Raw genomic sequence first — 23655 nt, forward strand, 5'->3', positions numbered from 1 at the left:
CCTAGGCCGCAGAACTGATCCCAGCCGGCAAGCCGCGCTCGATCGCTCCACGCAACATGCTTTCCATCAAGGCCAGGCGTTGCGCTTCAGGCGCGGCAGAGTTCTGCAGCCACCCCGGCAGGCTATTGAGCAGGCTTGCCACTACCTGCGCCGATGCTTGCAGCGCCGGCCCGCTGAGGCGCGAGGTCGGTGCGATCAACGCCAGCAAGCGCTGCTCGTAGTCCTGGCGCATCCCGGCGATCTGCGCCTGCTGCTCTTCGCTCAGGCAGCACAGGTCCCGTTCCGCCAGGCGAAACTGCAACGGGCGTTCCGCATGCAGCTCCCAATGGGCACGGATCACTGCCGACAGGCGCGCCGTGGCATCCCGACCCCGACCTGACGGATGCAGGGTCGCCAGCAATTCTTCGTACAGCTCCTCGATCAGGTCGAACAACAGGTGCTGCTTGCTGGGGAAATGGTGATACAGCGAGCCGGCGGTAAGGCCCACGTGCGCCGCCAGCTCGCGCATGCTGACCTGGCCGAAGCCCTTGAGGGCGAAGAGTTCGAGGGCCTTGTCGCGGCGTTCTTCATAATCGGCACAGGTCCTGGGCATGGCGGCTTACCCGTAGACGTGGAAGCCGCGGCCGCTCTTGCGGCCCAGGTAGCCGGCCGCGACCATCTCCTTGAGCAGCGGGGCGGGGCGGTACTTGCTGTCGTTGAAGCCCTCGTGGAAGGCCTCGATGATCGCCAGCAGGGTGTCCAGGCCGATGAGGTCGGCCAGGGCCAGCGGACCGATCGGCTGGTTGCAGCCCAGGCGCATGCCGGTGTCGATGTCCTCGGCGCTGGCCAGGCCTTCCTGGAGCACGAAGATCGCCTCGTTGATCATCGGTACCAGGATGCGGTTGACCACGAAGCCCGGACGGTTGCCAGCGGTGATGGCGGTCTTGCCCACCTGGCCGGTCAGGGCCATGGCCGCGGCGTAGGTGGCGTCGTCGGTCTGCAGGCCGCGGATCACCTCGACCAGGGCCATCATCGGCACCGGGTTGAAGAAATGCACGCCGATGAAGCGCTGGGGCTGGCTGACGGTAGCGGCCAGTTGGGTGATGGACAGCGACGAGGTATTGGTGGCGATCACGCAGGTGTCGCTGACGCTGGCGGCAACCTGCTGGAGGATGCGCCGCTTCAGTTCGAGGTTTTCGGTGGCGGCCTCGATCACCAGTTGCGCGTCGCCGAGCTGCGCGTAGTCGGTACTGGTGCGAATGCGCCCGATAGCCGCCTCGGCCTGGGCCGCTTCGAGGGTCTGCTTGCTGACCTGGCGCTCGAGGTTCTTGCGCAGGGTGGCCACGCCACGCTCGAGGGCGGCGTCGGACACGTCGATCAGGGTGACCTGGTAACCGGCCACCGCGCAGACCTGGGCGATGCCGTTGCCCATGGTCCCGGCGCCGATCACGGCGATGTTATGAAGGTTCATGCGGTGGGTCCTCAAGCGCGTTCGAACAGGACGGCGATACCCTGGCCGCCGCCGATGCACATGGTCGCCAGGGCGTAACGACCCTGGATGCGTTGCAATTCATGGATGGCCTTGGTGGCGATGATCGCGCCGGTGGCGCCCACCGGGTGGCCCAGGGAGATGCCGGAGCCGTTGGGGTTGACCTTCTCCGGGTCGAAGCCAAGCAGCCTGGATACGGCGCAGGCCTGGGCGGCGAAGGCTTCGTTGGACTCGATCACGTCCAGGTCGGCGACGGTAATGCCGGCCTTGGCCAGCACTTTCTGGGTCGCGGGTACGGGGCCCAGGCCCATCAGTTCCGGCTCGACGCCGGCATGGGCGTAGGCCACCAGGCGCGCCAGTGGCTTCAGGCCTTCGCGCTCGACCATCGCTCCGGTCGCCAGGACCAGCGCCGCGGCACCGTCGTTCAAGCCGCTGGCGTTGCCGGCGGTGACGCTGCCGTCTTTCTTGAAGGCGGTTTTCATGCCGGCCAGTTGCTCGGCGCTGACCTCACCACGCACGTGCTCGTCGACCTTGAACTGCACCGGACCTTTGCGGCCAGGCACTTCGATGGCGACGATCTGGCTGTCGAAACGGCCTTCGGCGATGGCGCGGGCGGCACGCTGCTGGCTGGTGATCGCCACTTCGTCCTGCATCTCGCGGCTGATGCCGTGCCTGGCCGCGACGTTCTCGGCGGTGATGCCCATGTGGAAGCCTTCGAACGGGTCATGCAGGATGCCGAGCATGTAGTCGATGCTCTTCATGTCGCCCATGCGTGCGCCCCAGCGGGCCTGGGTCAGCAGGTAGGGCCCGCGGCTCATGGCCTCGGCACCGGCGGCCAGCACGGCTTCGGCCTCACCCAGTTGCAGGGTCTGCGCAGCGGAGACGATGGCCTGCAGGCCGGAACCGCACAGGCGGTTGACGTTGAAGGCCGGGGTTTCCTTGGGGATGCCGGCGTTCATTGCGGCCACCCGGCCCAGGTAGGCGTCGCGGGCCTCGGTGGGGATCACGTTGCCCATCACCACATGGCCGATCTGCTCGGGTGCAACGCCGGAGCGTTCGAGGGCGGCGCGGGTGACCTGGGTGGCGAGGTCGGCCAGCGGCAGGTCCTTGAGCGAGCCGCCGAAGGTGCCGATGGCCGAGCGCACCGCGCTGACTACATAGATATCGTTGCTGTTCATGATCCACTCCAGATAGCGAAAGCGTCGCCAGGCACCAGCCGCTCTGCGACAATGGCGCCCGGTCACGCCCGGTTTGCCAGCGAGTCTAGGCAAGGGACGGGGCCGGGCCTATGCCTTAACTGTCCAGCCTGCCTGTCATTTTTTGCAATGCAGGGCGGGCCAACGCGGAACTGTTCATGCGGGAAAACGACTCGGTCGCGGTGTACTTCGTCCACATCATGCTTTACGCCCTGCGCGAACAGCCGGCGCGGGCCGCGGCGCTGTTGCGCCAGGCCGGCATCGAGCCAGCGTTGCTGGAGGATAGCAGCGCGCGGGTGCCGGCAACGGCGTTCGCCCGGTTATGGCTGATCCTGATCGAAACCCTCGATGACGAATTCTTCGGCCTCGACAGCCATGGCATGCCCTTGGGCAGCTTCGCCCTGATCTGCCGTGGGCTGATCCAGGAACCCAACTTGGAAAAGGCACTGCGCCAATGCCTGGGCAATTTCGCCCTGTTCCTGCGCGACACCCGCGGCACCCTCAGCCTGCGCGGGCAGCGTGCGGTGATCAGCCTGCACTCATGCATCGACGACCCGCAACGTCGGGTCTACGCCGAAGAAACCTTCCTGGTGCTGGTGATCAGCCTGCTGTGCTGGCTGGGCGGGCGGCGCATCGCTATCGACCGCACCGAGCTGGCCGACGCGCGGATGCGGCTTGAAGGCGATGCGCTGTTGTGGGGGCCGAACCTGCACCTGGGGGCCGGGCGTACCGAGGTGGAGTTCGCTGCCGACTATCTGAAGTTGCCGGTGGTGCAGGATCTCGGGGCGTTGAAAACCTTCCTGCGCACGGCGCCGCAAGGGCTGGTGGTGCGTTGGCGCAACCAGGGCGGGGTGGCGGCGCAGGTCTACCGGCACTTGCGCGGCACCGCGTACGACCAGTGGCCGACCCTGCTGGCCCTGGCCGGCGAGCTGGGCCTGAGCCCGAGCAGCTTCCGTCGCCAGCTGGAGCGCGAGGGCTGCTCGTTCCAGCAGATCAAGGACCAGGTCCGCCGGGCCATGGCCTTCGAATGCCTGCGCGACAGCGACCTCAGCGTCGCCGAGATCGCCGCGCAGACCGGCTTCCAGGAGCCCAGCGCGTTTCACCGGGCGTTCAAGAAATGGACCGGGGAGAGTCCCGGCAGCTATCGCCAGCGTCTCTCCAGCCTTTAGCCCGGATCAGGCTGGAACCATGGCAAAGCCCACGCCGAAGCGGTTCCAGGCATTGATGGTGGCGATGGCCAGGGTCAGGTTGACCACTTCGCTTTCGCTGAAGTGCTCCAGCAGGGCTTCGTACTGATGCTGCGGGGCGTGTTTCTCTGGCAGGCGGGCAAGGCTCTCGGCCCAGGCCAGGGCTGCCTGTTCCCTTGGCGTGAAGAAGTGGGTATCGGCCCAGACGCTGAGGGTTTGCAGGCGCGCTTCGGTCTCCCCGGCTTCGCGTGCGTCGTTGGCGTGCATGTTCACGCAATAGGCGCAGCCGTTGATCTGCGAGGTGCGCAGGCGGATCAGCTCCAGCAGCGTGTGCTCCAGGCCGGATTTCAGCACCGCTTGTTCCAGGCCGAGCATGGCTTTGTAGGCGTCCGGGGCGTGCTTGGCCCATTCGATTCGGGTGGTCATTTCGGTGGCTCCATTGTGCTAGAGGATGGCGCACACCTTAATCGGCAATGGCCTCTGGCCGAATAGCCAATTCCGGGATTTACCAGGAGGCCAATAGGTGACCTTGAGGGCCCTGCTGGCAAGCCCCCACAGTGTCCCTGTGGGAGCTGGCTTGCCAGCGATTGCGGTGGTGCCGCCACGAGCGTAATCGCGGGTTAGCCCACAAGGTCAACGCAAAGCCAACGTGTTCTGTTCTGTCCCAAATCCATCCCTTGATCGCGTCGTGCATAGCGTTTCCAGCAAGTCCCGCAACGCCAGCCCATCCTCATCCAGCCCGGCCCTGGCATACAGGGCCAGTTCCAGCCCCTCGACCGGAGGAAAACCATCGTCAATCCCCAGCACCCGATGCCCGTCCAGCACACACCGGCTGGGCACCAGGCTGATCCCCAGCCCGGCGCTTACCGCGGCCCCAGCCCGGCCAGGCTGGTGCTTGAATAACTGATCCGCCATGGCCGCCCGCTGCTTTCCAGGGCGTGGATCATCTCCTGCCGATACAGCGCGCCAACCGGGAATACCACCAGCGGCAACGGATCATCCGCCACCATCCCGCGGGCGCTGCACACCCACGACAACGGTTCTGGCCAACGCGCATGGGCATCGCGGTCCGCGCCCCATTGCTTGACCAACAGGATGTCCAGCTCGCCATTGCGATACAGGTGCAGCAACGGGTTGCTCAAGCCGCTTTCCACTTCCAGGCGGAGGTGCGGGCGTTCGCCGATAAATCCGCGCAGGGCTTCGGTCAGCAGTTCCCCGGCCAGGTCCTCCGGCGCGCCCAGGCGCAGGGCGGTTTCCGTCTTCACCGGGGCGAGCGCCTGCCGCGCTTCCTCTTCCAGGCGCAGGATACGCCGGGCATAGCCCAGCAATCGTTCGCCGGCCTCGGTAGGCCAGACCTGCCGCTGGCTGCGATCCAGCAGGCGGGCACCGGGCTTTGCTCCAGGCGGATGATCTGCTGGCTGACAGTGGACTGGGTCAGGTGCAACCGCTCGCCGGCCCGGGTGAAGTTGCCGGTTTCGACCACGGTAACGAAGGCGCGAAGCAGTAGTGGGTCAAGCATGCGTAAATCCACTGGTATGCATGAAATCAATTAATTTCATGCTACACCCGGCGCCCGGGATAATCGCCCCTCATTCGTCAGCGAGGAATCGGCATGGCCAACGAAGCATTCATGGGCGAGGCCCTTGCCTTGGCCCGGGACAATATCCGCGCCGGTGGCCGGCCTTTCGGTGCGGTACTGGTGCACCAGGGGAAGGTGATCGCCCGGGCGGTCAACCAGATCCACAGCAGTAACGATCCCACGGCCCATGCCGAGTTGCAGGCGATCCGCCAGGCCAGCCAAGTGCTGGGGCGTGCACGCCTGGATGGCTGCGAGATCTACGCCAGCGGCCATCCGTGCCCGATGTGCCTGGCCGCCATGCACCTGTGCGGCATCGAGCGGGCATGGTTCGCCTACGACAACGCCGAGGGCGAACCCTATGGGCTGTCCACCGCCGCGGTGTACGAGCAGATGAGCCGGCCGCCGCAGCAGCAATCGTTAGCGCTGCGTCCGCTGAAACCGGCGGGTGAGGAGGGGCTTTACGGCCAATGGCAGCAAGTGCGTCCGACATGATCGCGGCACGTTCGCGTGGGCGCGGGATCGCGTTGATGGCCCTGGTGATCGCGGTGACGCTCAACCTGCGGCCGATCCTGACCAGTATCGGGCCGCTGCTGGAAGATATCCGCGCCGGGACCGGCATCGGCTATCAACAGGCGGCGTTGCTGACCACGCTGCCGGTGCTGTGCATGGGACTGGTGCCGCTGTTGCAGCCGTGGCTGCGGCGTTGGTTGAGCGAGCAGGGTGGTTTGTTGCTGGGCCTCGGCGCCATCGGCCTGGCCTGCCTGTGGCGCTTGTTGCTGGACAGCGGCACGGCGTTGATCGCCAGCGCGGTGCTCGCCGGGCTTGGCGTGGCTTTTGTCCAGGCGTTGATGCCAGGGCTGGTCAACCGCTGGTTTTCCCGGCGCCTTGCCTTGGCCATGGGGGTGTACTCGGCGGCACTGATGAGTGGCGGCGGGGTGGCGGCGGTACTCGGACCGCGGGTAGCCGAGCACTTCGGCCACTGGCAGGCCGGGCTGGGCGTGTGGTTGTTGCCGGTGCTGTTCGCACTGCTTCTGCTCGGGCTGGTCGGGCCGAGGCTGGAGGCCGCCGCCGGTCGTGGCGGCAATGGTGGCGGGCATTTCTTCGGCAATCGCCGGGCATGGCTGCTGGCGGTGTATTTCGGCCTGATCAATGGCGGCTATACCAGCATGGTGGCCTGGCTGCCGGCCTACTACCAGCAGGTCGGTGGCAGCGCCCGTGGCGGTGGCGAACTGGTGGGGTGATGACTGTCTGCCAGGTGCTCGGTGCCCTGGGGCTGCCGCTGTTGTTGCGCACAATGGTCGACCGACGTCCCGGGTTGTGGCTGGCGCTGACCTCGCAGTTGATCGGTTTTGCCGGTTTGTTGCTGGATCCGGCCTTGTCGCCGGGACTGTGGGTCAGCCTGATCGGTTTCGGCCTGGGCGCCTGTTTCAGCCTGAGCCTTACCCTGACCCTCGAACACCTCAAGGACCCGCGCCAGGCCGGCGGGCTCGCGGCCTTCGTGCAGGGCATCGGCTTCATCATCACCGGGCTGGTGCCGTACCTGACCGGCTGGCTGCGGGATATCAGCGGCGATTTCCAGGCGTCCTGGACCTTGCTGTCGGCCACCGTGGTCCTGATGCTGCTGGTGACCGGACGCTTCGCGCCCAAGGGCTATGCGCCAGCGATGGCGGACCGGCCGCAACCGGCCAGCCTGGTCAACTGAGGGCGTGCAAGGTCTCGCGCAGGCGGTCCAGCGCCGGGTCGATATCCAGCAGTTCGATGGCGCCGAATCCCAGCAGCAAGCCGGGTTTCGGCGCCGCCTCGGTATGGAAGGGTCTTAGCGAGTACAGACCCACCTCCTTCTCGCGCGCCTGCGCGATGACCTCTTCCACGTCCAGTTCGCCCTTGGCCAGTGCACTCAGGTGATACCCGGCACTGGTGGGTATCGCCTCGAACCATTGGCCCAGGTCCGCCTCCAGCCGTTGCAGGATCCGTTCGCGCCGCGCGGCATACAGCGCGTGGCTGCGACGCACATGCCTGACCAGGTGCCCCTCGTCGATGAAGCGCGCCAAGGTCCATTGGCTCAAGGTCGAGGTATGCCAGTCGCTCAAGCGCTTGGCGATGCACACCGGTTCCTGCAACGCCGGCGGCAGGATCGCATAGCCCAGGCGCAATTCCGGCAGCACGGTCTTGGAGAAGGTGCCGACGTAGGCGACCAGGCCGTTTCGGTCGAGGCTTTGCAGGGCATCGGTGGGCCGCGCGGCATAGCGGAACTCGCTGTCGTAGTCGTCCTCGATGATCAGCGCGCCCAGCGCTGCGGCGCGGGCCAGCAAGGCATGGCGGCGTTCCAGGCTCATGGGCATGCCCAGGGGAAACTGGTGCGACGGGGTCACGTAGATCAAGCGCACGCCGTCCTCGATCAGGTCCACGCGAATGCCTTCGCGGTCCACCGGCACGTGCCGGACCCGCGCGCCGAGTGCCTCGAACAGGTACTTGGCCGGCGGATAGCCGGGGTCTTCCATGGCGACGCTGCAGCCCGGCTCGATCAGCACCCGGGCGATCAGGTCCAGCGCCTGCTGGGCGCCATTGCACACCTGCACGTCCGCCGCCGTGCAGCGCACGCCCCGGGCGAAGGCGATATGCCGGGCAATGGCTTCGCGCAATTCGTGCAGGCCCTGGGCATTGCTGTAGCGGGTGTCGGTGCGTTGGCATTGGCGCAGGGCGTGCTGTGAGCACTGGCGCCAGGTGTCGAAGGGAAAGTGCGCCTTGCTCGAGGCGCCGCCGACGAAGTCGTAGCGCGATGGCTGTGCCAGGGTCGGGCGTCCCATGGGGATGCCACGGGCCCGCCAGCGCGCCAGCGTGTCGGCGCCGGCCAGCGGGGTGTCGGGCGCAGAGGCCGCTGGCGCGGGCGGTTGCGGAGTGACGAAGGTGCCGCGCCCGACCTGGCCGCTGAGCAGGTTGTCATAGGTCAGGCGCGAATAGGCCTCGGCCACGGTCTTGCGCGACACCCCGAGCTGTTCGGCCAGCAGCCGGGTCGGCGGCAACTGGGTACCGGCGGCGAGGCGGCCGCTGTCGATGCCGTCGCGCAATTGCCGGTAAAGCTGGTCGGCCAGCTCCTTGCGGCCGTGCAGGGTGATGTGCAGTTCCATGAAGGCAGGATTCCGAGGCGGGGTGCAGCTCGTCAGATTAACCGATCGCATGGCCGTTGATCCCCCGGATTACGGAGTCGGCAAGGCGGATCCACACTCAAAGGTGATGTAACCGCAGCTCGGTGCGTACCTTTTACGAAGGAGATCCGCCATGAAATTGCGTTTGCTCGTGCCTATTGTCCTGCTCCTGCCCATCACTGCCCTGGCTTCCCAGCAGGGTGTCGTGCAATACCACTATGGCATGCACCTGGATGTCGCCAAGGTGCTGAACATCCAGAAACCAGCGCAAGACCCGCAGTGCAAGGTGGTCAACGCCGTGATGACCTACCTCGACTCCAGCGGCCAGGTGCAGAAGCTGGGTTACCGGATGCTGTCCGATAGCTGCACCGAACAGGGCTGACTCAGTCCCATTGCGGTGCCAGCCCCACCGGGTCGGTAATCCGCTGGCCGCTGTCCAGCGCTGCGATGCGGGCCATGTCCGCGTCGCTCAGGCGCAGGTCTACCGCCTTCAGGTTACCGGCCAGGTTGTCGCGTTTGGTCGAAGAGGGGATCACCGCGTAGCCCAGTTGCATGGCCCAGGCGAGGGTAACCTGCGCCTGGGTGGCGTTGTGCTGCGTGGCGATTGCCTGGATCACCGGATCCTGCAGGACCTTGCCATAACCGAGGGTCATGTAGGAGGTTACGGCGATGCCTTGCGCAGCCATGAACTGCACCAGCCGACGGTTCTGCAGGTACGGGTGCAGTTCGATCTGGTTGGTGGCGATCTGGCCCGGCCCGGTCACCTCGATGGCCTGGCGCAGCAAGTCGATGGTGAAGTTGGACACACCGATTTCCCTGGTCAGGCCCTCGGTCCTGGCCTGCATCAATGCACCCATGAATTCGTCCACCGCAACGGCGCCGTTCGGCGAGGGCCAGTGGATCAGGGTCAGGTCCAGATGATCGGTGCGCAGCTTGTGCAGGCTTTCCTTCAGGCTGGGGATCAGGCGATCGGCGCCGAGGTTCTCGGTCCATATCTTGCTGGTCAGGTACAACTGCTCGCGGGGCACGCTGCTGGCGGCGATCGCCTGGCCGACCTCGGCTTCGTTGCCGTAGATCTGCGCGGTATCGATGGCCCGGTAGCCTAGCTCCAGGGCCTGGCTCACCGAGTCGATGACCACCTGGCCCCTGAGGCGGAAGGTGCCGAGGCCGAACAGGGGAAGAGTCATGGGATGTCCTCATCGTTTGGGGTGGGAATGAGGGTAGTATCCCGAGCCTGACTCATGGGAAAAATGGCTGGCGGGGCACAAGATCTTTGCCCGAGAGTCACGAATTGCTGGAAAGCTGGCCCATTCCCGTGGGAGCCGGCGTTGCCGGCGATGAGGCCGGCACAGGCAACGATGTTGTCTGGGCGGGCCAATCGCTGGCAAGCCAGCTCCCACAGGGTCCTGAGCTGCGCCCCGGATGTTGGACACTTTTGTCTAAAGCTATGCGGCTTGTGCTCTGTACGCTACAGGGCTCAGGCCGCCGAGCTTCATCTTGATACGTTCGTGGTTGTAGTAGCGGATGTAATCATCAATCCCAGCGCGTAATTGCTCGATGCTCTCAAATTTCTCGCGGTAGAAATACTCCGACTTCAGCGTGCCGAAAAAGCTTTCCATCGCCGCATTGTCCAGGCAGTTGCCCTTGCGCGACATGCTCTGTTCCAAGCCCGCTTCTTTCAAGCGCTGGCGGTAATCCGGATAGCGATAATGCCATCCCTGATCTGAGTGCAGCATCGGCTTACTGTCAGCCGGCAGCTTCTCCAGCGCTCGTTCAAGCATCGTTCCCACCAGGGTGTAACGCGGCCGAGTATCCGTTTGATAGGCCACGATCTCCCCGTTGTACAAGTCCAGAACTGGCGACAGATAAAGCTTTTCTCCAGCCACCTTGAACTCGGTAACGTCTGTCACCCATTTCTGATTCGGCTGATCAGCAGCGAACTCCCGGTTCATGGTGTTCGGCGATGCTTCGTCCATCAGCCCTCTGTACGACTTGTATTTCTTCGGTCGTACCGTGCACTTGAGGTCCAACTCGCCCATGAGGCGGCGCACTTTCTTGCCGTTGATCACGTGCCCTTTCTGGCGCAGCGCAGCGGTCATGCGACGATAACCATACCGGCCCCTGTGGTGCTCCTGAATGCCCCGCATCGCCTGTTTCAGTGGAGCGTACTTATCCTCGGCGCCCTCGTCCCCGAAGTAGGTGTAGTAAGTGCTACGAGGCAAACCAGCAGCGATCAGCAGGTATTTCAGCCTGAACTGTCGGCGCAGCGCGGTAATCAGCTGGGCTTTTTCCTTGCTGCCCGGATCTGCCTGAGCTTCGCCTCCTCTAACTCCTCGAGCTTTTTTAGGTAGGCGTTCTCCGCTTCAAGCATGCGAACTTTCTCTAGTAACTCTTTGGGCGAGAGGTCCTCGTTACGCACGGCTGCAGGCTTGGAGGACTTGGCGGAAGGCTTAGGCATGGTGCGGGTTGAACTCTTTTCTACAGAAAGCTGGTTTGCGAGCCCGTCACTGTAATACTGGCGCAGCCATCTGCCCAGCTGACTAGAGTTACCTAGGTTGAACAACGCTGCGGCGGCGCGCTGAGAAAGACGGTCATTTAGCATGCGGTGAAGCACCGTAATCTTGAATTCGGCGCTGTGGCGCTGATGGCGACGCTCAAGGCTGGACCTGCCGTGTTGCTGATAGGCCACGACCCAACGGCGAAGCAAGGTGGGATCTATCTGGAACTGGTTCGCCACATGACGGAAACCTCGGCCTCGCTTGAGGAAGGCTTCGATGGCGGACAACTTGAACTGCTTTGAATACTTGGTCATGCAAAACACCCCGGTGTTGGATTTTTTGTCCAACATCCGGGGCGCAGCTCATCCGCGGTGCTGCCTATCCCTGTGGGAGCCAGCGTTGTTTCATGAACCTGGGTGTCAGCCGAGTCGAGCGATCAACCCTTTCAACTGCTCCTGCCCGGCCTCATCCAGCGGGAACACCGGCGCCCTCGGCACGCCGCAATCGATGCCGGTCAGCTTCAAACCGGCCTTCACCGTTGCCGGCAGGCCGCCCTTGAGAATGAATTCGAGCAACGGCAACTGCCGGTAGAAAAGCGCCCGCGCGCGCTCCAGGTCATTGTCCGTCACCGCGCGATAGAGCTGCTGGTTGAGCTGCGGAATCAGGTTGGCGGCGGCCGTGCACCAGCCCGTCGCTCCGGCGACGAAGGCTTCCAGGGCCAGCGGGTTGCAGCCGTTGTAGAACGGCACCTGGCCTTCGCCCAGTTGCTGCAGGGCGTGCATGCGCTGGATATCGCCAGTGCTCTCCTTGACCATCGTCACGTTTTCCACCGCCTTGACGATGCGCAGGATCAACTGCACCGACATGTCGGTGCCACTGGTGGCCGGGTTGTTGTAGAGCATGATCGGGATGCCGATGCTGTCGCCGATGCGCTGGTAATGCCGGAGGATTTCCGCCTCGCTGAGCTTCCAGTAGGCCGCTGGCAGTACCATCACTGCATCGGCCCCCTGTTCTTCGGCGAAGCGCGCACGACGGATGGCGTTGGCGGTGGTCAGGTCCGACACGCTGACGATGGTCGGCACGCGCCGGGCGATGTGCGACAGGCTGAACTCGGCCACCTGGCTCCATTCGCGATCGCTCAGGTAGGCGCCTTCACCGGTGCTGCCCAGCGGCGCGATGACCTGCACGCCGCCCTCGATCAGGCGTTCGATGGACTGGCCCAGGGCGGCGAGATCGAGACGTTCGCCATCGGTGCCGCTGAAGGGGGTGACGGTGTAGCCGATGATGCCGTGGAAAGGATTGCTCATGGTCTGTGCTCCAGCAAAGGTCAGTTCAGGCAGTCAGCGTGCTTGCGCAGGCTTTGCCGGGCGAAATAGTTGAAGGCGGCACCGTGGCGCTTGGGCCGGTCGATCCAGTCGTGGGCTTCGCGGCCCAGGGCCGGATCGATGGGTTTGACGGCACCTGCGGCCATTGCCAGCAGTTGCAGTTGCGCCGCGCGCTCGATCAGGTTGGCGGTGACGCAGGCCTGCTCGATATCGGTACCGGTGGACAACTGGCCATGATGGGAAAGCAGGATGGCACGCTTGTCGCCCAGCGCCGCCGCGATGATCTCGCCTTCCTCGTTGCCCACCGGCACACCCGGCCAGGCTTGCAGGAATGCGCAATCGTCATACAGCGGGCAGACATCCATGTGCGACACCTGCAACGGCACTTCCAGCATCGACAGGGCCGCGACGTGGGTCGGGTGGGTGTGGATGATGCAGTTGACGTCCGGGCGGGCGCGGTACAGCCAGCTGTGGAAACGGTTGGCCGGATTGGCCATGCCGCTGCCTTCGAGCACCTCCAGGTCTTCGTTGACCAGCAGCAGGTTGCTGGCGCTGATCTCGTCGAAGCCCAGCCCCAGTTGCTGGGTGTAGAAGGTGCCTGGCTGCGGGCCGCGGGCGCTGATTTGCCCGGCGAGGCCGGAATCATGGCCGCGGTCGAAGAGAATGCGGCAGGTCAGGGCCAGCTTTTCCCGTACAGTCCACGTATTATCCGCAAGCGAACCTTGCATCCGCGCAAGCGCCTGGCGGACCAGTTGGTCCTTGGGCAGTGTCATTGTGTCGGTCATCGAGTGGTCCTCGGTGAAGTAAGTGGAGCCCGCCCCCGATTGCCTGGAAAACGAGCGGGGGCGGTTTGCGTTGTGACACAAACAAGGCTATATGACACAAAGTGTCATAAGCAAGCGAAAAGTTGCACCACTGACCGGAATCAACTGCAGCGCATGTCTATCCGTTTGAAATTATTGAGAAAAAAACTCGGCATTACCCTTGAGGTATTGGCCGACAAAGCCGGCATGACCAAAAGCTACCTGTCCAAGGTCGAGCGTGGTCTGAATACGCCGTCGATTGCCGCTGCGCTGAAGCTGGCGCGGGCATTGAACGTCAATGTCGAGGAACTGTTCGCCGAAGATGCACCGAACCAGGCGCGTTACAGCCTGGTGCGCAGCGGCGAGCGCCAACCGCTGGCCGGCAGTGGCGAGGGGCCGGGCTACGCGGTGCTGGCCAACCAGATCGGCCAGCGCAGCCTGTTGCCGTTCCTGATCAGCCCGCCGATGGACTTCAGCGACTCCACCTTCAAGGAGCACCTGGGCGAGGAATTCCTTTTCGTCCACGAGGGCCGGGTCGAAGTGGATTTCATGAACGAGCGGGTCATTCTCGAGCGTGGCGATGCCCTTTACTTCAACGCCCAGACCCCGCATCGCCTGCGCTCCCTAGGCGAGCAGCCGGCGCAGTTGCTAGTAGTGGTGCACGACGCAGGGTAGGTTTTGCCGGCGCCCTTGTGTCCGGGGTGCCGCTAGCATCGCGGCTTTTCCTGGCCTTCAAGGACGACCGCCATGATCCAGCCCTCGCGGGACTATTCCCGCCTGCTCAACACCCTGATCGACCAGCGCATCGCCGCCGCGCCGAAGCGCAGCCCCTGGTTCCACCTCACTCCTGGCGAACGTGCGGATTACCTGGACGAGACCGACGCCCGCCTGCTGGAGATCCAGCACACCACCCTCAACGTGCTGGCCGCGCAGCACTTAAGCATGGACAACAACCCGCAGGGCATCGACGAACACCTGGCCATGCTGCGCCGCCACCGCGAGGCGCTCGACAGCCATAGCCCGTACCGCCAGGCGCTGGACCGGGATATCTCGCTCTATAGTCGCCAGCAGGCCGCCATGCACGGCTTCGAAGGCGCCTGGCGCAAGGGGTTGCGGCTGATCCGGGCCGGTGACGGACTGCGCAACCCATGTGCGGGGCTGCTGCAGCGCCTGCAACGGATGATCGACCTGCTGCAACGCAAGATCGACAGCGAAGGCGATGCCCGTCGGGTCACGCCCTTCGCCCGGCAACAGGGCTGGAAGGCGCTCGCCGAACGCTACCGCGCGCTGCTCGACGGCAAGCCGGTGGACCTGGCCGAGGTGCCCGCGGCCTCCGACGGCTTGCCGGTGAACCTGTCGCTGCTGCTGATGGAGGAGCGGCCTGGGTACGTGCGGATGAACGTGGCGCTGGTCGATGCCGATTTCGAGGGACGCTACAAGGACATGCACCTGGAGCACGGCCGCCTGGTGACTGCAACCCGCAGCCTGATGAATTTTTCCTTCGGTACGGCGGCGCGCTCCCTGGCCTGGCAGCAACACTATCGCCTCAAGCACGAGCCGGGACGTTCGCCGACCTTTGCGCCGATCCGCTCGGTGCTGGTGCGCACTGCCTTCGTGGAGGTGTTCCTCGGTCATTGGCTGGTCTCCGAACACACGCTGCGCAGCGGTTTCCTGGTACGGGTGATGGACGATGGCTCGCGGCTTCGGGTAATCAACGTCGATCGCAAGGAGTGCAACCAGATCGGCATCGAGGCGTTCGACGAGCCGGGCGCGCAAGGCAAGGTGCGCGAGGTGGATCTGCCGCGGCGCCTGGAGGATCTGCTCAACCGCTACGCCGATATCGCCAGCTTCCAGACCATCGCCGTGGACAGCTACGCCGCCAGCCATTACGACCCTGACCGCGACGGTCGCTTCGTCGGCATCCGTGAGCTGGAGCGCTCCGTGGGTTTTGGCCAGCACCTGTATCTGCTGGAACTGCCTCATGGCCGCGACTACCTGGCGGTGACCCCCTTCGCCGTGGTGGACCGGCAGGGCAGCCGTCATCTGCGCGGCGCCGAGGTGCAGCGCGCCTGGGCGCATAACTCGGCGTTCTTCGAGCGTTTGCACAGCTTGCGCGAGCAGGGCGAGGGCGCTTGCCCCTGGCTCAACAGCCCGCGCGAGCGAGCGGCGTTCACGGCCCAGTGGCAACGCTTGCTGGAGCGCAATCATCTGACGCCCGGGGCGTTGCTGGCGGTGCCGGAAGCGCCGCGGGCAAGCCTGCGCGACGGCCAGGGCAATGCCCTGGGCAAAATGCTCCGGGAGCGCGCCCTGGCCGACCGGATCTGGTGCTGGCCGGCGTTGGATGCCTCGCTTGCGGCCATTGCCGCACGGATGCTCAAGCGCGGTGGCCTGCAAAAGCTGCTGGACGACGCCTATGTCCAGGCCACCTTGGCCCAGGCAACGCGTTTGCCGGGCTTGGCCCTGGAGCCCATGCCTCATCGGGCGCGGAACCTGCGTTTGCTCAAGTGGCTGCTCGGCGAGGACCAGCAAGCCGTTGCAGAGAGTCGCGACCTGCGTCGACAGTTGCTGTTCCAGGTGTTGCGCCTGCGGGCCGGGCAGCTTGGCGGCGGGCATGCCCAGGTCAATCCGCACGGGCTGGATGCCGGCAACGCCCTGGCGCGCCCCGACCCCTGGCTGATCCTCAATGCCCGGCCGGAGCGCCTGCTGGCCGGGGACAATCGCTGGTTGATAGCCGAAGACAAATACCGCAGCACCCACCAATGGGTACCCGACCCGTTGCATCCCGCCACGCGCTATATGGACGAGCTGGACACCCCGTTCATCGGCGGCATCAGTGCCGCCACCGAGGCGCTGTGTCGCGATTTGCCGCAACTGTTCGACGGCTTGCCGTCGCTGCCTGAGTACTGGCGCTTCCAATTGGCCAACAGCGCGTTCTGGCTGCGCAACGGCTATCACTCGCTGTTCGAAACCCTGTACATGGCAGCGCGCTACGAGCCGCTGGCCGAGGGTAGCGTGGGCGACCAGTTGCTGGCGCTGTTCGATCGCGGCCGGGATCACCCCGCAAGCGCGCTGTACCGGGACCTCATGGCCTTGCTCAGGCCCCTGATCGATCAAGGTTTGAGCGGTGAAGAACGCCTGGCACCGGACCCTGCCGGGTGCTAGGCTCGTCGTCGTTTTCGTACGACTCCGGGAGACTTTTCGATGAGCAATGGTTCGACTTTCTGGCGCGATCCGGCGTTGCCGTTCATCGAGGCCCGTGGTGTCGCCGACGGGCGCAAGGTCTGCTATTCGCGGCACTCCCATGAAGGCTTCTCGATCGGTGCGATCACCGCCGGGCGCAGCACCTATTTCGACGGGCAGCGCTGGCACGAGGTGGAGGCGGGGACGGTAGTGATGATGAACCCCGGAGTGGTGCACGCCTGCAACCCGATCGCCGACCAGCCCTGGTCGTACCTGATGCTTTATGTCGATATGCCCTGGCTGCGCGCGCAGGGCTTCGAGCCCCTGGGGCAGACCCTGAGCACCGCGCCGCAGTTGTATCGCTCGCTGCTGGCACTGTACGAGGGCTTGACCGACAGCCTCGCTGCCAGCGACGACAAGTGCCTCGCCGCTGAACGCTTCTTCGGGCAGTTGCGCGAGCAGATCCAGGCCGCGCCGAGCGCGACGGCGCAGGGCAATGAGCGGGTGCAGCGGGCCGCGGACTACATTCGCCAGCACTGTACCGAGCCGCTGAAGCTGGAAGACATCGGCGAGGCGGCGGGTTTATCGACGTCCTACCTGACCCGCGCCTTCAAGCAGCATTTTGGCCTGACGCCCCATGGCTACCTGCTCGACCAGCGGGTGCGCTATGCCCGCGCGCAGTTGCGCCAGGGGCGGCTGATCGCCGAGGTTGCCCATGAGGCCGGGTTCGCCGACCAGGCCCATCTGCAGCGTGCCTTCAAGCAGCATCTGGCGGCGACCCCGGGGCACTATCGTTCAGCCCACTAGCAGATAGCCGGCACTGGCAGCCAGCAGCGCTGCCAGCGAACGGTTGAACAGGCGCATGCGCCGTGGTTCTTCGAGATGGCGGCGGATCACCGTGCCGGCCCAGGCCCAGCAGCCCACCGACAGGTAGCAGATCACCAGGTAGATCAAGGTGAAGCGCCAGAGCAAGGCGGTCTCGCCTTCGCCGACGAAGGCGCCGACCCCGGCGACGCAGGCCAGCCAGGCCTTGGGGTTGAGCCACTGCATCAGCGCTCCGTAGAAAAAACCGGGGGCGCGTTGCGGCTCGCCATTGCCGAGCCGGCCGTCGTCGGCGGCCAGTTTCCAGGCCATGTACAGCAGGAACAGGATTCCGGCCCAGCGCAGCGCGTCGGTCAGGCCGGGCCAGCGCAGCATCACTGCATGCAGTCCCAGGCCCACCAGCATCAGCAGCAGGCAGAAGCCCAGGGTGGCACCGGTGACATGCCGCAGCGCCGGGCGCAAGCCGTGGCGGGCGCCGGCGGCCAGGGCGACAAGGTTGACCGGGCCGGGGGAGATGGAAGCGGCCAGCGCGAAGGCGGCCATGGAGAGAGTCAGGCTCATGGATGTTTCTCTTGCAGGGAACGAGGCCTTTACTCTATTGGCGTGCACCTGCGCCGGTATTGAAGAAAACTGCCCTCTGCAACGCAGGCGGTTTTGACTTTTTTGTCGATTGCCCGACACGGCGCGTATAAACTGCTCGCCACTTTGCCGGTCGCTTCCTCAACCGGCACCTGGAACAAGCACCTGGAACAAAGAGAGTCGAAATGGGCGCACAGTGGAAAGCCAAGCATAAAGAAGCAGCTGCCAATGCCAAGGGCAAGATCATGGGCAAGCTGGCCAAGGAAATTCAGATCGCCGCACGCAGCGGTGCCGACCCGGACATGAACGCACGCTTGCGTCTGGTGGTCGAGCAGGCCAAGAAGGCTTCCATGACCCGCGAGACCCTCGAACGTGCCATCAAGAAAGGCGCCGGCCTGCTGGGTGAGCAGGTGCAGTACCACGCGGTGAAATACGAAGGTTTCGCCCCGCACCAGGTGCCGCTGATCGTCGAGTGCCTGACCGATAACGTCAACCGCACCGTCGCCGAAGTCCGCGTGCTGTTCCGCAAGGGCCAGCTGGGCGCCGAGGGTTCGGTGTCGTGGGACTTCAACCATGTCGGCCTGATCGAGGCAACGCCGGACAGCGCCGATGCCGATCCGGAGCTGGCCGCCATCGAGGCCGGCGCCCAGGACTTCGAGCCTGCCGAAGAGGGCGCGACCCTCTTCATCACCGAAACCACCGACCTGGACAGCGTGCAAAAAGCCCTGCCGGCCCAGGGCTTCACCGTGATCTCGGCGAAGATCGGCTACACCCCGAAGAACCCGGTCAGTGCCGCGAGCCTGAGCGCCGAGGCGCTGGCGGAAGTGGAAGCCTTCCTCGACGCCATCGACGGGCACGACGACGTGCAGAACGTCTATGTCGGCCTTGCGGGCTGACACCACCAGCCGTGAAAAAGGGACCGCATGCGGTCCCTTTGTTTTGGGGGCTCCTATGGACGATGCAGGGACGCCAGTTGCCTGTGCAGCGTTGCAGGCTGTCCGGCAGGTGGCGCAGACGGTTGCCGGAGAGCATCAGCTTTTGCAACCCGGGGCAGTCGCCAAGGGCCTAGGGCAGTTCTTCGATGCGGTTGCTCTTGACGCCAACAACCTGCAACTGCGCGCAACCACCGATCCCCCGCGGCAGTTCGCTTAAGCGATTCTCCGAACAAAACAGCACTTTCAGCTTGTGCAGCCGACCCAGGTCGTCGGGCAGGCTGGTCAGGCGGTTGCCGGTGAGGTTGAGGACTTCGAGGCTGTCGGCAAGGTTGAAGATTTCCTGCGGGAACTGCTCAAGGCCGCAGGCCAGGTCGAGGCGCACGCTGCCTGCCAGGCGGCCGGATTTGAGATCGTCGAGAGAATGCATGGGTGCTGCCGTGGAAGAAAAGGCCGTCATGATAAGGGCAAAGCCCGTCCCCCATGCGACTTAAGTTCGATAGCAGGCTGGCGCGAGCAGGCCATACTCGAGATTCGCCCTTTAATAACAACAAACACAGGGTTATTGATCGATGAGTTATCAGCAGTGCTATGACCGCTCCATCGCCGCGCCCGCCGAGTTCTGGGCCGAGCAGGCGCAAAGCCTGGCCTGGTTGCGCAGGCCTACGGAGATCCTGCGCGACAACCCCGACGGCACCCACCAATGGTTCGCCGACGGCCGGCTGAACAGTTGCCACCTGGCCCTTGACCAGCAGATCGAGGACGGCCGCGGCGAGCAACTGGCCCTGATCTACGATTCGCCGGTCACCGGCAGCCAGCAGACCTTCACCTTCAACCAGTTGCGCGACCAGGTGGCGCGCCTTGCCGGACTGCTGCGCGAGCTCGGTGTGGCACAGGGCGACGGGGTGGTCATCTACATGCCCATGGTGCCCGAGGCGGCGATGGCCATGCTCGCCTGTGCGCGGATCGGCGCGGTGCATTCGGTGGTGTTCGGCGGCTTCGCTCCCCACGAGCTGGCGCTGCGCATCGACGATGCGCGGCCGACCCTGCTGCTCACCGCGTCCTGCGGCCTGGAGTTCGACCGCGTCATCGAGTACAAACCGCTGGTCGACCGGGCCCTGGAGCAATCCGCGCACCAGCCGCGCAAGGTCCTGGTGCTGCAACGAGCGCAGGCCCGCGCCACGCTGGTCGAAGGCCGTGACCTGGACTGGCAGGCCGCCCTGCAACACGCTACCCCGGTGCCGCCGGTGGAACTGCTCGCGACCGATCCGCTGTACATCATGTACACCTCCGGAACCACCGGCAAACCCAAGGGCATCGTGCGCGAGAACGGCGGCAATGCCGTGGCCTTGCGCTTTGCCATGAAGCACATCTACGGCATGCAGGCCGGCGACGTATGGTGGGGAATTTCCGATGTCGGCTGGGTGGTCGGGCATTCGCTGATCGTCTATGGCCCGTTGATGAACGGCTGCACCACGGTGTTCTACGAGGGCAAGCCGATCCGTACCCCGGATGCCGGGGCCTATTGGCGGGTGGTCGAGCAGTACCGGGTCAACGGCCTGTTCTGCGCACCGACGGCCATGCGTGCGATCCGCAAGGAAGACCCGCAGGGCCTGCTGCTGCGCCGTTACGACATCAGCTCGCTGCGCCAGTTGTTCCTGGCCGGCGAGCGCCTCGACTCCAGTACCCATCAATGGCTGGAAAGCATCAGCGGCAAGGCCGTGCACGATCACTGGTGGCAGACCGAGACCGGTTGGCCGGTGACTGCACCCTGCCTGGGCCTGCATGGCAGCGGCGGGCGCGCGGGGTCAAGCAACCGGGCGGTGCCGGGTTACCACGTGCGGGTGCTGGATGAAGATGGCCAGGTGCTCGGTGCCAACCAGCAGGGCGCCATCGTCATCGCCCTGCCATTGCCGCCCGGGTGCAGCCAGACCCTGTGGGGCGATCATCAGCGCTACCTGGAGTCGTACCTGCAGACCTATCCCGGCTATTACCACACCGGCGACGGCGGCTACCTGGATGAAGACGGCTTCGTCTATATCATGGGGCGTACCGACGACGTGATTAACGTTTCCGGGCATCGCCTGTCCACCGGCGAGATGGAAGACCTGGTCGCCCGTCACCCGGCGGTGGCCGAGTGCGCGGTGGTGGGCGTGCGCGACGAAATCAAGGGCCAGGTGCCGTTGGCGCTGCTGGTGCTCAAGGATGGTGTGGACAGCGGGGAGGCGCAGTTGCAGACCGAGCTGGTGGCCACGGTACGCGAGCAGATCGGTGCACTGGCCTGTTTCAACCAGGTGCGGGTAGTCAAGCGGCTGCCCAAGACCCGTTCCGGAAAGATCCTGCGCGCGGTGCTGCGCAAGATCGCCGACCAGCAGCCTTATGTGGCGCCGTCCACCCTGGATGATCCTGCGGTGTTGGTGGAGATCGAGGAGGTATTGGCGGGGTTGGCGCGTAGTGCCTGAGAACCTCGTTATGGCCACCCGGCATACGCCAGGTGGCCATAAAGGGGTTCTCAGACGGGCACCTCGCAGCGATCAGCCCCACCACATCATTCAGGCCCGACCTGCTGCAACTGCCCCAGCCGGCTCCGCGTCCTTGCCAGGTCGGCCACGCTGCCGCCCAGGCTTTGCGCCAGCGGCTGCTCGCCGATCAGCAGCAGCGGCTTGTCACGGTCATACAGCACATCGATCAGGTTGATGAAGCGCTGCTGGGCGGCGATGGTGCATTCCTGCAGGTCCGGCAGGCCTTCGATGGTCCAGTGCTCGAAACGCTGGATCAGTTCCAGGTAATCGATTACCGCAGTCGCCTGTTCGCAGATGCTGGCGAAATCGAAGACCACGCTGCGCTCGTCACGCACCCGGGCGCGCAATTGGCGCTTGTTCACCTGGAGCACTTGCTCGTGGGTCGCGCTACCGAAGCCCAGTCGCTGCAATTGCCCGGCAGTCCCGGGCCAGACGTAGTATCCCTGGGTAAAGCGCTGCTGGCGCCCGGCGTCGGGCAGGGCGCGGTAGTCCCGTTCGCCACCGACCTCAAGCACGTCCATACGCGCTTCGATCAGCCGGATGACCGGTTCGAAACGCTGGTGATACAGCGGGTTGGGCAAGAGCCCCTTGGGCGGATAGTTGGACGTCACCAGAACGAAGATGCCGCGCTCGAACAGGGCCTTGTACAGCCGCGTGAGCAGCATGGCATCGCCGATATCGTGCACATGGAACTCATCGAAGCACAGCACGCGGCAGTCGCCGAGCAACGCGTCGAGGGTGACCGCCAGGGCATCGTCCTGGCGGCGGTGCTCGAACATGCCCTGGTGCAGCCGGGCAAAGAAGTCATGGAAGTGCAGGCGCCGCTTGGGAACATCGCCCAGCGCGGTGAAGAAACCGTCCAGCAGCCAGCTTTTGCCGCGCCCGACCTGGCCGTGCAGGTACAGGCTGCGGGCCCTCCCGGTTGGCAGACGTGCGGCCTGCTCGGCCATGGCTGCAATCACCTGCTGCTGGCCCTGGCTCAGGCTGTAGCCTTGCTGCTGCGCCTTGTCGGCGAAAAACCGCTGGATCTCGCGGGCTTTGCCAGGCTCGGCGGCAGGGGCGGCGGCCAGGCGTTGGCGCAAGGCGCGCAGGGGCGAGCGGATCCAGGCGGGCAAGAGATGTTCCTCGAACAATGACAGGTGACGAACGGCGGCAATATTAACCAGATAGTGAAAAGTGCTGCCAGTCGCGACCGCCCGTATTCGTCGGATATTTCCTATACATGAGCTGTACATTTCTTGTTCGGCTGGCAGCATTTTCCTCGACTGCTACCCTGAACCCCAGGTCAATTCCTGCAAGGACAGGGAGGAACGGTGAAGGGAAGGTCACTGGTGGCGTTGTTGGGGTTGTACGCGGCCCAAAGCGTTGCCGCCACGGATTTCCTCGTCGAGGTTCGCATCGACGTACAGCGGGGCTGCCTGCTCATCCACGAGCCACGGTCGGCTTCCGCACAGGCCTTGGGCGTGCTGGATTTCGGCCAGAGTCCACGGCTGGACGATCCCTCCGGGCCGTTGGGCAGCCAGTTGCTGGTCCAGCGCCCGCCACGGCTGGAGTGCAATCCGGACACGGCCTATCAGGTGCGGGTCGATGGCGGCCTGCATGGCGGCACCGGCGAGGTGCGCTACCTGGTATCCGCCGATCCCAAGGCCCGGCCCATACCCTACCGCCTTTATCAGGATCCGGCCTGGCGTGTGCCGCTGTCGGTGAATATTGCCCAGCATGGCCGGGTACCGGACAGCGGAACGGTGGAACTTCCCTTGTACGCACGTATCGACACACAAACCGAGCTTCCACGGACGGGGCGCTATTCGGACTTGTTGAAGGTGACCGTCACCTGGTGAGGGTCATGAACCGCACTGCTTAGGGAGCGAGCAGCATGCATGCATCACGCATTCTCCTGCTGGGCCTGGGGCCGCTGTTGCTCAGCCCGGCAGCCCATGGCGCGATCAGCGGACATATCGAGGCGCGCCTGGTGCTTACCTCGGCCTGCCAGATCAGCAGCGATCCGGCCAGTACCGCGCCGGCCAGCGCGGCGGGCGGCGTGCTCGATTTCGGCCAGCAGGGCCCGCTGTGGAACCAGACCCTGCGTGCGGCCATCGATGAACCTGGCGGCAGTGGCAACCTGCAGATCAGTTGCAACCCCCAGGTCCGCGCCTTCACCGTGACCATCAATGGCGGCGCCAACCCCGACGGCGCCACGCGCCGGCTGAGCAACGGCGGCGTGCTGATTCCCTACCAGCTCTCCACCGACCCGGGCGGACGCAGCAACTACGGGATAGGCCAGCAGCTCAACTTCACCGTGAGCAGCGCGCAACAGATTCCCATCCCTATCTACGGCGTGGTCGTAGCCAACCCCAAGGCCCTGCCTGCGGGCGTTTATCGCGACACCCTGACGGTGACGCTGGACTGGTAACAGCC

The 23655-nt window shown here is 64.9% G+C and carries 21 protein-coding genes and 3 pseudogenes; 11 read left to right on the forward strand and 13 right to left on the reverse strand.

Annotated elements, in window-relative coordinates; all coding sequences use genetic code 11:
• Position 1 precedes the first annotated feature (1 nt).
• From CSV86_RS08530 to CSV86_RS08540, 3 genes are read right to left on the reverse strand one after another with little or no spacing between them, the layout of a single operon-like run.
• Positions 2-592: a TetR/AcrR family transcriptional regulator gene (locus CSV86_RS08530; RefSeq protein WP_009400919.1), complete on the reverse strand. Its 591-nt coding sequence runs from the start codon at positions 590-592 to the stop codon at positions 2-4.
• Positions 593-598: 6 nt separating this feature from the next.
• A complete protein-coding gene (locus tag CSV86_RS08535) occupies positions 599-1450 on the reverse strand; it encodes a 3-hydroxybutyryl-CoA dehydrogenase (protein ID WP_009400921.1) in 852 nt (283 codons plus the stop codon).
• A gap of 11 nt (positions 1451-1461) precedes the next feature.
• Complete coding sequence (locus tag CSV86_RS08540) at positions 1462-2646, reverse strand: acetyl-CoA C-acyltransferase family protein (RefSeq protein ID WP_009400922.1); 1185 nt, start codon at positions 2644-2646, stop codon at positions 1462-1464.
• Positions 2647-2822: 176 nt separating this feature from the next.
• Here CSV86_RS08540 and CSV86_RS08545 point away from each other — a divergent pair, with 176 nt between their 5' ends.
• Entirely contained in the window at positions 2823-3833 is a 1011-nt protein-coding gene (locus tag CSV86_RS08545) for an AraC family transcriptional regulator (RefSeq protein WP_009400923.1), read from the forward strand.
• Between the two features lie 6 nt (positions 3834-3839).
• Here CSV86_RS08545 and CSV86_RS08550 read toward each other — a convergent pair whose 3' ends face one another.
• Entirely contained in the window at positions 3840-4277 is a 438-nt protein-coding gene (locus tag CSV86_RS08550) for a carboxymuconolactone decarboxylase family protein (protein WP_009400924.1), read from the reverse strand.
• A 207-nt stretch (positions 4278-4484) separates the two neighbouring features.
• Positions 4485-5370, reverse strand: a pseudogene (locus CSV86_RS08555) (LysR substrate-binding domain-containing protein).
• A gap of 93 nt (positions 5371-5463) precedes the next feature.
• Between CSV86_RS08555 and CSV86_RS08560 the strand changes: the two are divergent.
• Positions 5464-5922 (forward strand): nucleoside deaminase, encoded by a 459-nt coding sequence (locus CSV86_RS08560; RefSeq protein ID WP_009400927.1) that lies wholly within the window; start codon positions 5464-5466, stop codon positions 5920-5922.
• Positions 5919-7119: pseudogene (locus CSV86_RS08565) on the forward strand (CynX/NimT family MFS transporter); the annotation flags it as partial. The gene CSV86_RS08560 and the pseudogene CSV86_RS08565, both read left to right, overlap by 4 nt.
• Before the next feature lie 5 nt (positions 7120-7124).
• Here CSV86_RS08565 and pdxR read toward each other — a convergent pair.
• Entirely contained in the window at positions 7125-8558 is a 1434-nt protein-coding gene (gene pdxR, locus CSV86_RS08570) for a MocR-like pyridoxine biosynthesis transcription factor PdxR (protein WP_009400930.1), read from the reverse strand.
• A gap of 151 nt (positions 8559-8709) precedes the next feature.
• Here pdxR and CSV86_RS08575 point away from each other — a divergent pair, with 151 nt between their 5' ends.
• Complete coding sequence (locus CSV86_RS08575; RefSeq protein WP_009400932.1) at positions 8710-8958, forward strand: DUF2790 domain-containing protein; 249 nt, start codon at positions 8710-8712, stop codon at positions 8956-8958.
• Between the two features lies 1 nt (position 8959).
• Here the strand turns inward: CSV86_RS08575 and dkgB are convergent, their stop codons facing one another.
• The 4 genes from dkgB to CSV86_RS08595 all read right to left on the reverse strand — a co-directional run bounded on the left by dkgB (position 8960) and on the right by CSV86_RS08595 (position 13184).
• Positions 8960-9763 (reverse strand): 2,5-didehydrogluconate reductase DkgB, encoded by an 804-nt coding sequence (dkgB, locus tag CSV86_RS08580; RefSeq protein ID WP_009400934.1) that lies wholly within the window; start codon positions 9761-9763, stop codon positions 8960-8962.
• Between the two features lie 258 nt (positions 9764-10021).
• Positions 10022-11388, reverse strand: a protein-coding gene (locus tag CSV86_RS08585) for an IS3 family transposase (RefSeq protein WP_085982835.1) whose coding sequence is annotated in 2 segments (ribosomal slippage) — positions 10022-10923 and positions 10923-11388 — 1368 coding nt in all. Because the reading frame shifts where the segments join, the coding sequence is not laid out codon by codon here.
• A 105-nt stretch (positions 11389-11493) separates the two neighbouring features.
• Entirely contained in the window at positions 11494-12381 is an 888-nt protein-coding gene (locus CSV86_RS08590) for a dihydrodipicolinate synthase family protein (RefSeq protein ID WP_009406579.1), read from the reverse strand.
• Between the two features lie 20 nt (positions 12382-12401).
• Positions 12402-13184, reverse strand: coding sequence for an aldolase (locus CSV86_RS08595; protein ID WP_009406578.1), 783 nt, complete (start codon positions 13182-13184; stop codon positions 12402-12404).
• Between the two features lie 153 nt (positions 13185-13337).
• Between CSV86_RS08595 and CSV86_RS08600 the strand changes: the two genes are divergently transcribed.
• From CSV86_RS08600 to CSV86_RS08610, 3 genes are all read left to right on the forward strand, one after another.
• Positions 13338-13877 carry a helix-turn-helix domain-containing protein gene (locus tag CSV86_RS08600; RefSeq protein ID WP_009406577.1) on the forward strand — a complete coding sequence of 180 codons (540 nt, stop codon included), beginning with the start codon at positions 13338-13340 and terminating at the stop codon, positions 13875-13877.
• Between the two features lie 72 nt (positions 13878-13949).
• Positions 13950-16364, forward strand: a complete 2415-nt coding sequence (locus CSV86_RS08605; protein WP_009406576.1) for a hypothetical protein — start codon at positions 13950-13952, stop codon at positions 16362-16364.
• Between the two features lie 39 nt (positions 16365-16403).
• Entirely contained in the window at positions 16404-17189 is a 786-nt protein-coding gene (locus tag CSV86_RS08610; RefSeq protein WP_009406575.1) for an AraC family transcriptional regulator, read from the forward strand.
• On the opposite strand, the gene CSV86_RS08615 is transcribed toward CSV86_RS08610, so the two are convergent.
• Complete coding sequence (locus tag CSV86_RS08615; RefSeq protein ID WP_009406574.1) at positions 17178-17765, reverse strand: LysE family translocator; 588 nt, start codon at positions 17763-17765, stop codon at positions 17178-17180. The two genes, CSV86_RS08610 and CSV86_RS08615, sit on opposite strands and share 12 nt — an antisense overlap.
• 203 nt (positions 17766-17968) lie before the next feature.
• Between CSV86_RS08615 and CSV86_RS08620 the strand changes: the two genes are divergently transcribed.
• The gene (locus CSV86_RS08620; RefSeq protein ID WP_009406573.1) at positions 17969-18679 is read left to right on the forward strand and encodes a YebC/PmpR family DNA-binding transcriptional regulator; all 711 of its coding nucleotides are present in this window, start codon (positions 17969-17971) and stop codon (positions 18677-18679) included.
• Between the two features lie 85 nt (positions 18680-18764).
• On the opposite strand, the pseudogene CSV86_RS31805 reads toward CSV86_RS08620, so the two are convergent.
• Positions 18765-19145 (reverse strand): annotated as a pseudogene (locus CSV86_RS31805) (leucine-rich repeat domain-containing protein); the annotation flags it as partial.
• A 142-nt stretch (positions 19146-19287) separates the two neighbouring features.
• Between CSV86_RS31805 and CSV86_RS08630 the strand changes: the two are divergent.
• Positions 19288-21177: a propionyl-CoA synthetase gene (locus tag CSV86_RS08630; protein ID WP_009406571.1), complete on the forward strand. Its 1890-nt coding sequence runs from the start codon at positions 19288-19290 to the stop codon at positions 21175-21177.
• Between the two features lie 86 nt (positions 21178-21263).
• Here CSV86_RS08630 and zapE read toward each other — a convergent pair whose 3' ends face one another.
• The gene (gene zapE / locus CSV86_RS08635; RefSeq protein ID WP_009406570.1) at positions 21264-22352 is read right to left on the reverse strand and encodes a cell division protein ZapE; all 1089 of its coding nucleotides are present in this window, start codon (positions 22350-22352) and stop codon (positions 21264-21266) included.
• Positions 22353-22550: 198 nt separating this feature from the next.
• Between zapE and CSV86_RS08640 the strand changes: the two genes are divergently transcribed.
• A complete protein-coding gene (locus tag CSV86_RS08640) occupies positions 22551-23078 on the forward strand; it encodes a Csu type fimbrial protein (RefSeq protein WP_037062159.1) in 528 nt (175 codons plus the stop codon).
• A 35-nt stretch (positions 23079-23113) separates the two neighbouring features.
• Positions 23114-23650, forward strand: a complete 537-nt coding sequence (locus CSV86_RS08645) for a Csu type fimbrial protein (protein WP_009406568.1) — start codon at positions 23114-23116, stop codon at positions 23648-23650.
• Positions 23651-23655: the final 5 nt, after the last annotated feature.

This window comes from Pseudomonas bharatica CSV86 (genome assembly GCF_000319305.2).
Lineage (GTDB): Bacteria > Pseudomonadota > Gammaproteobacteria > Pseudomonadales > Pseudomonadaceae > Aquipseudomonas > Aquipseudomonas bharatica.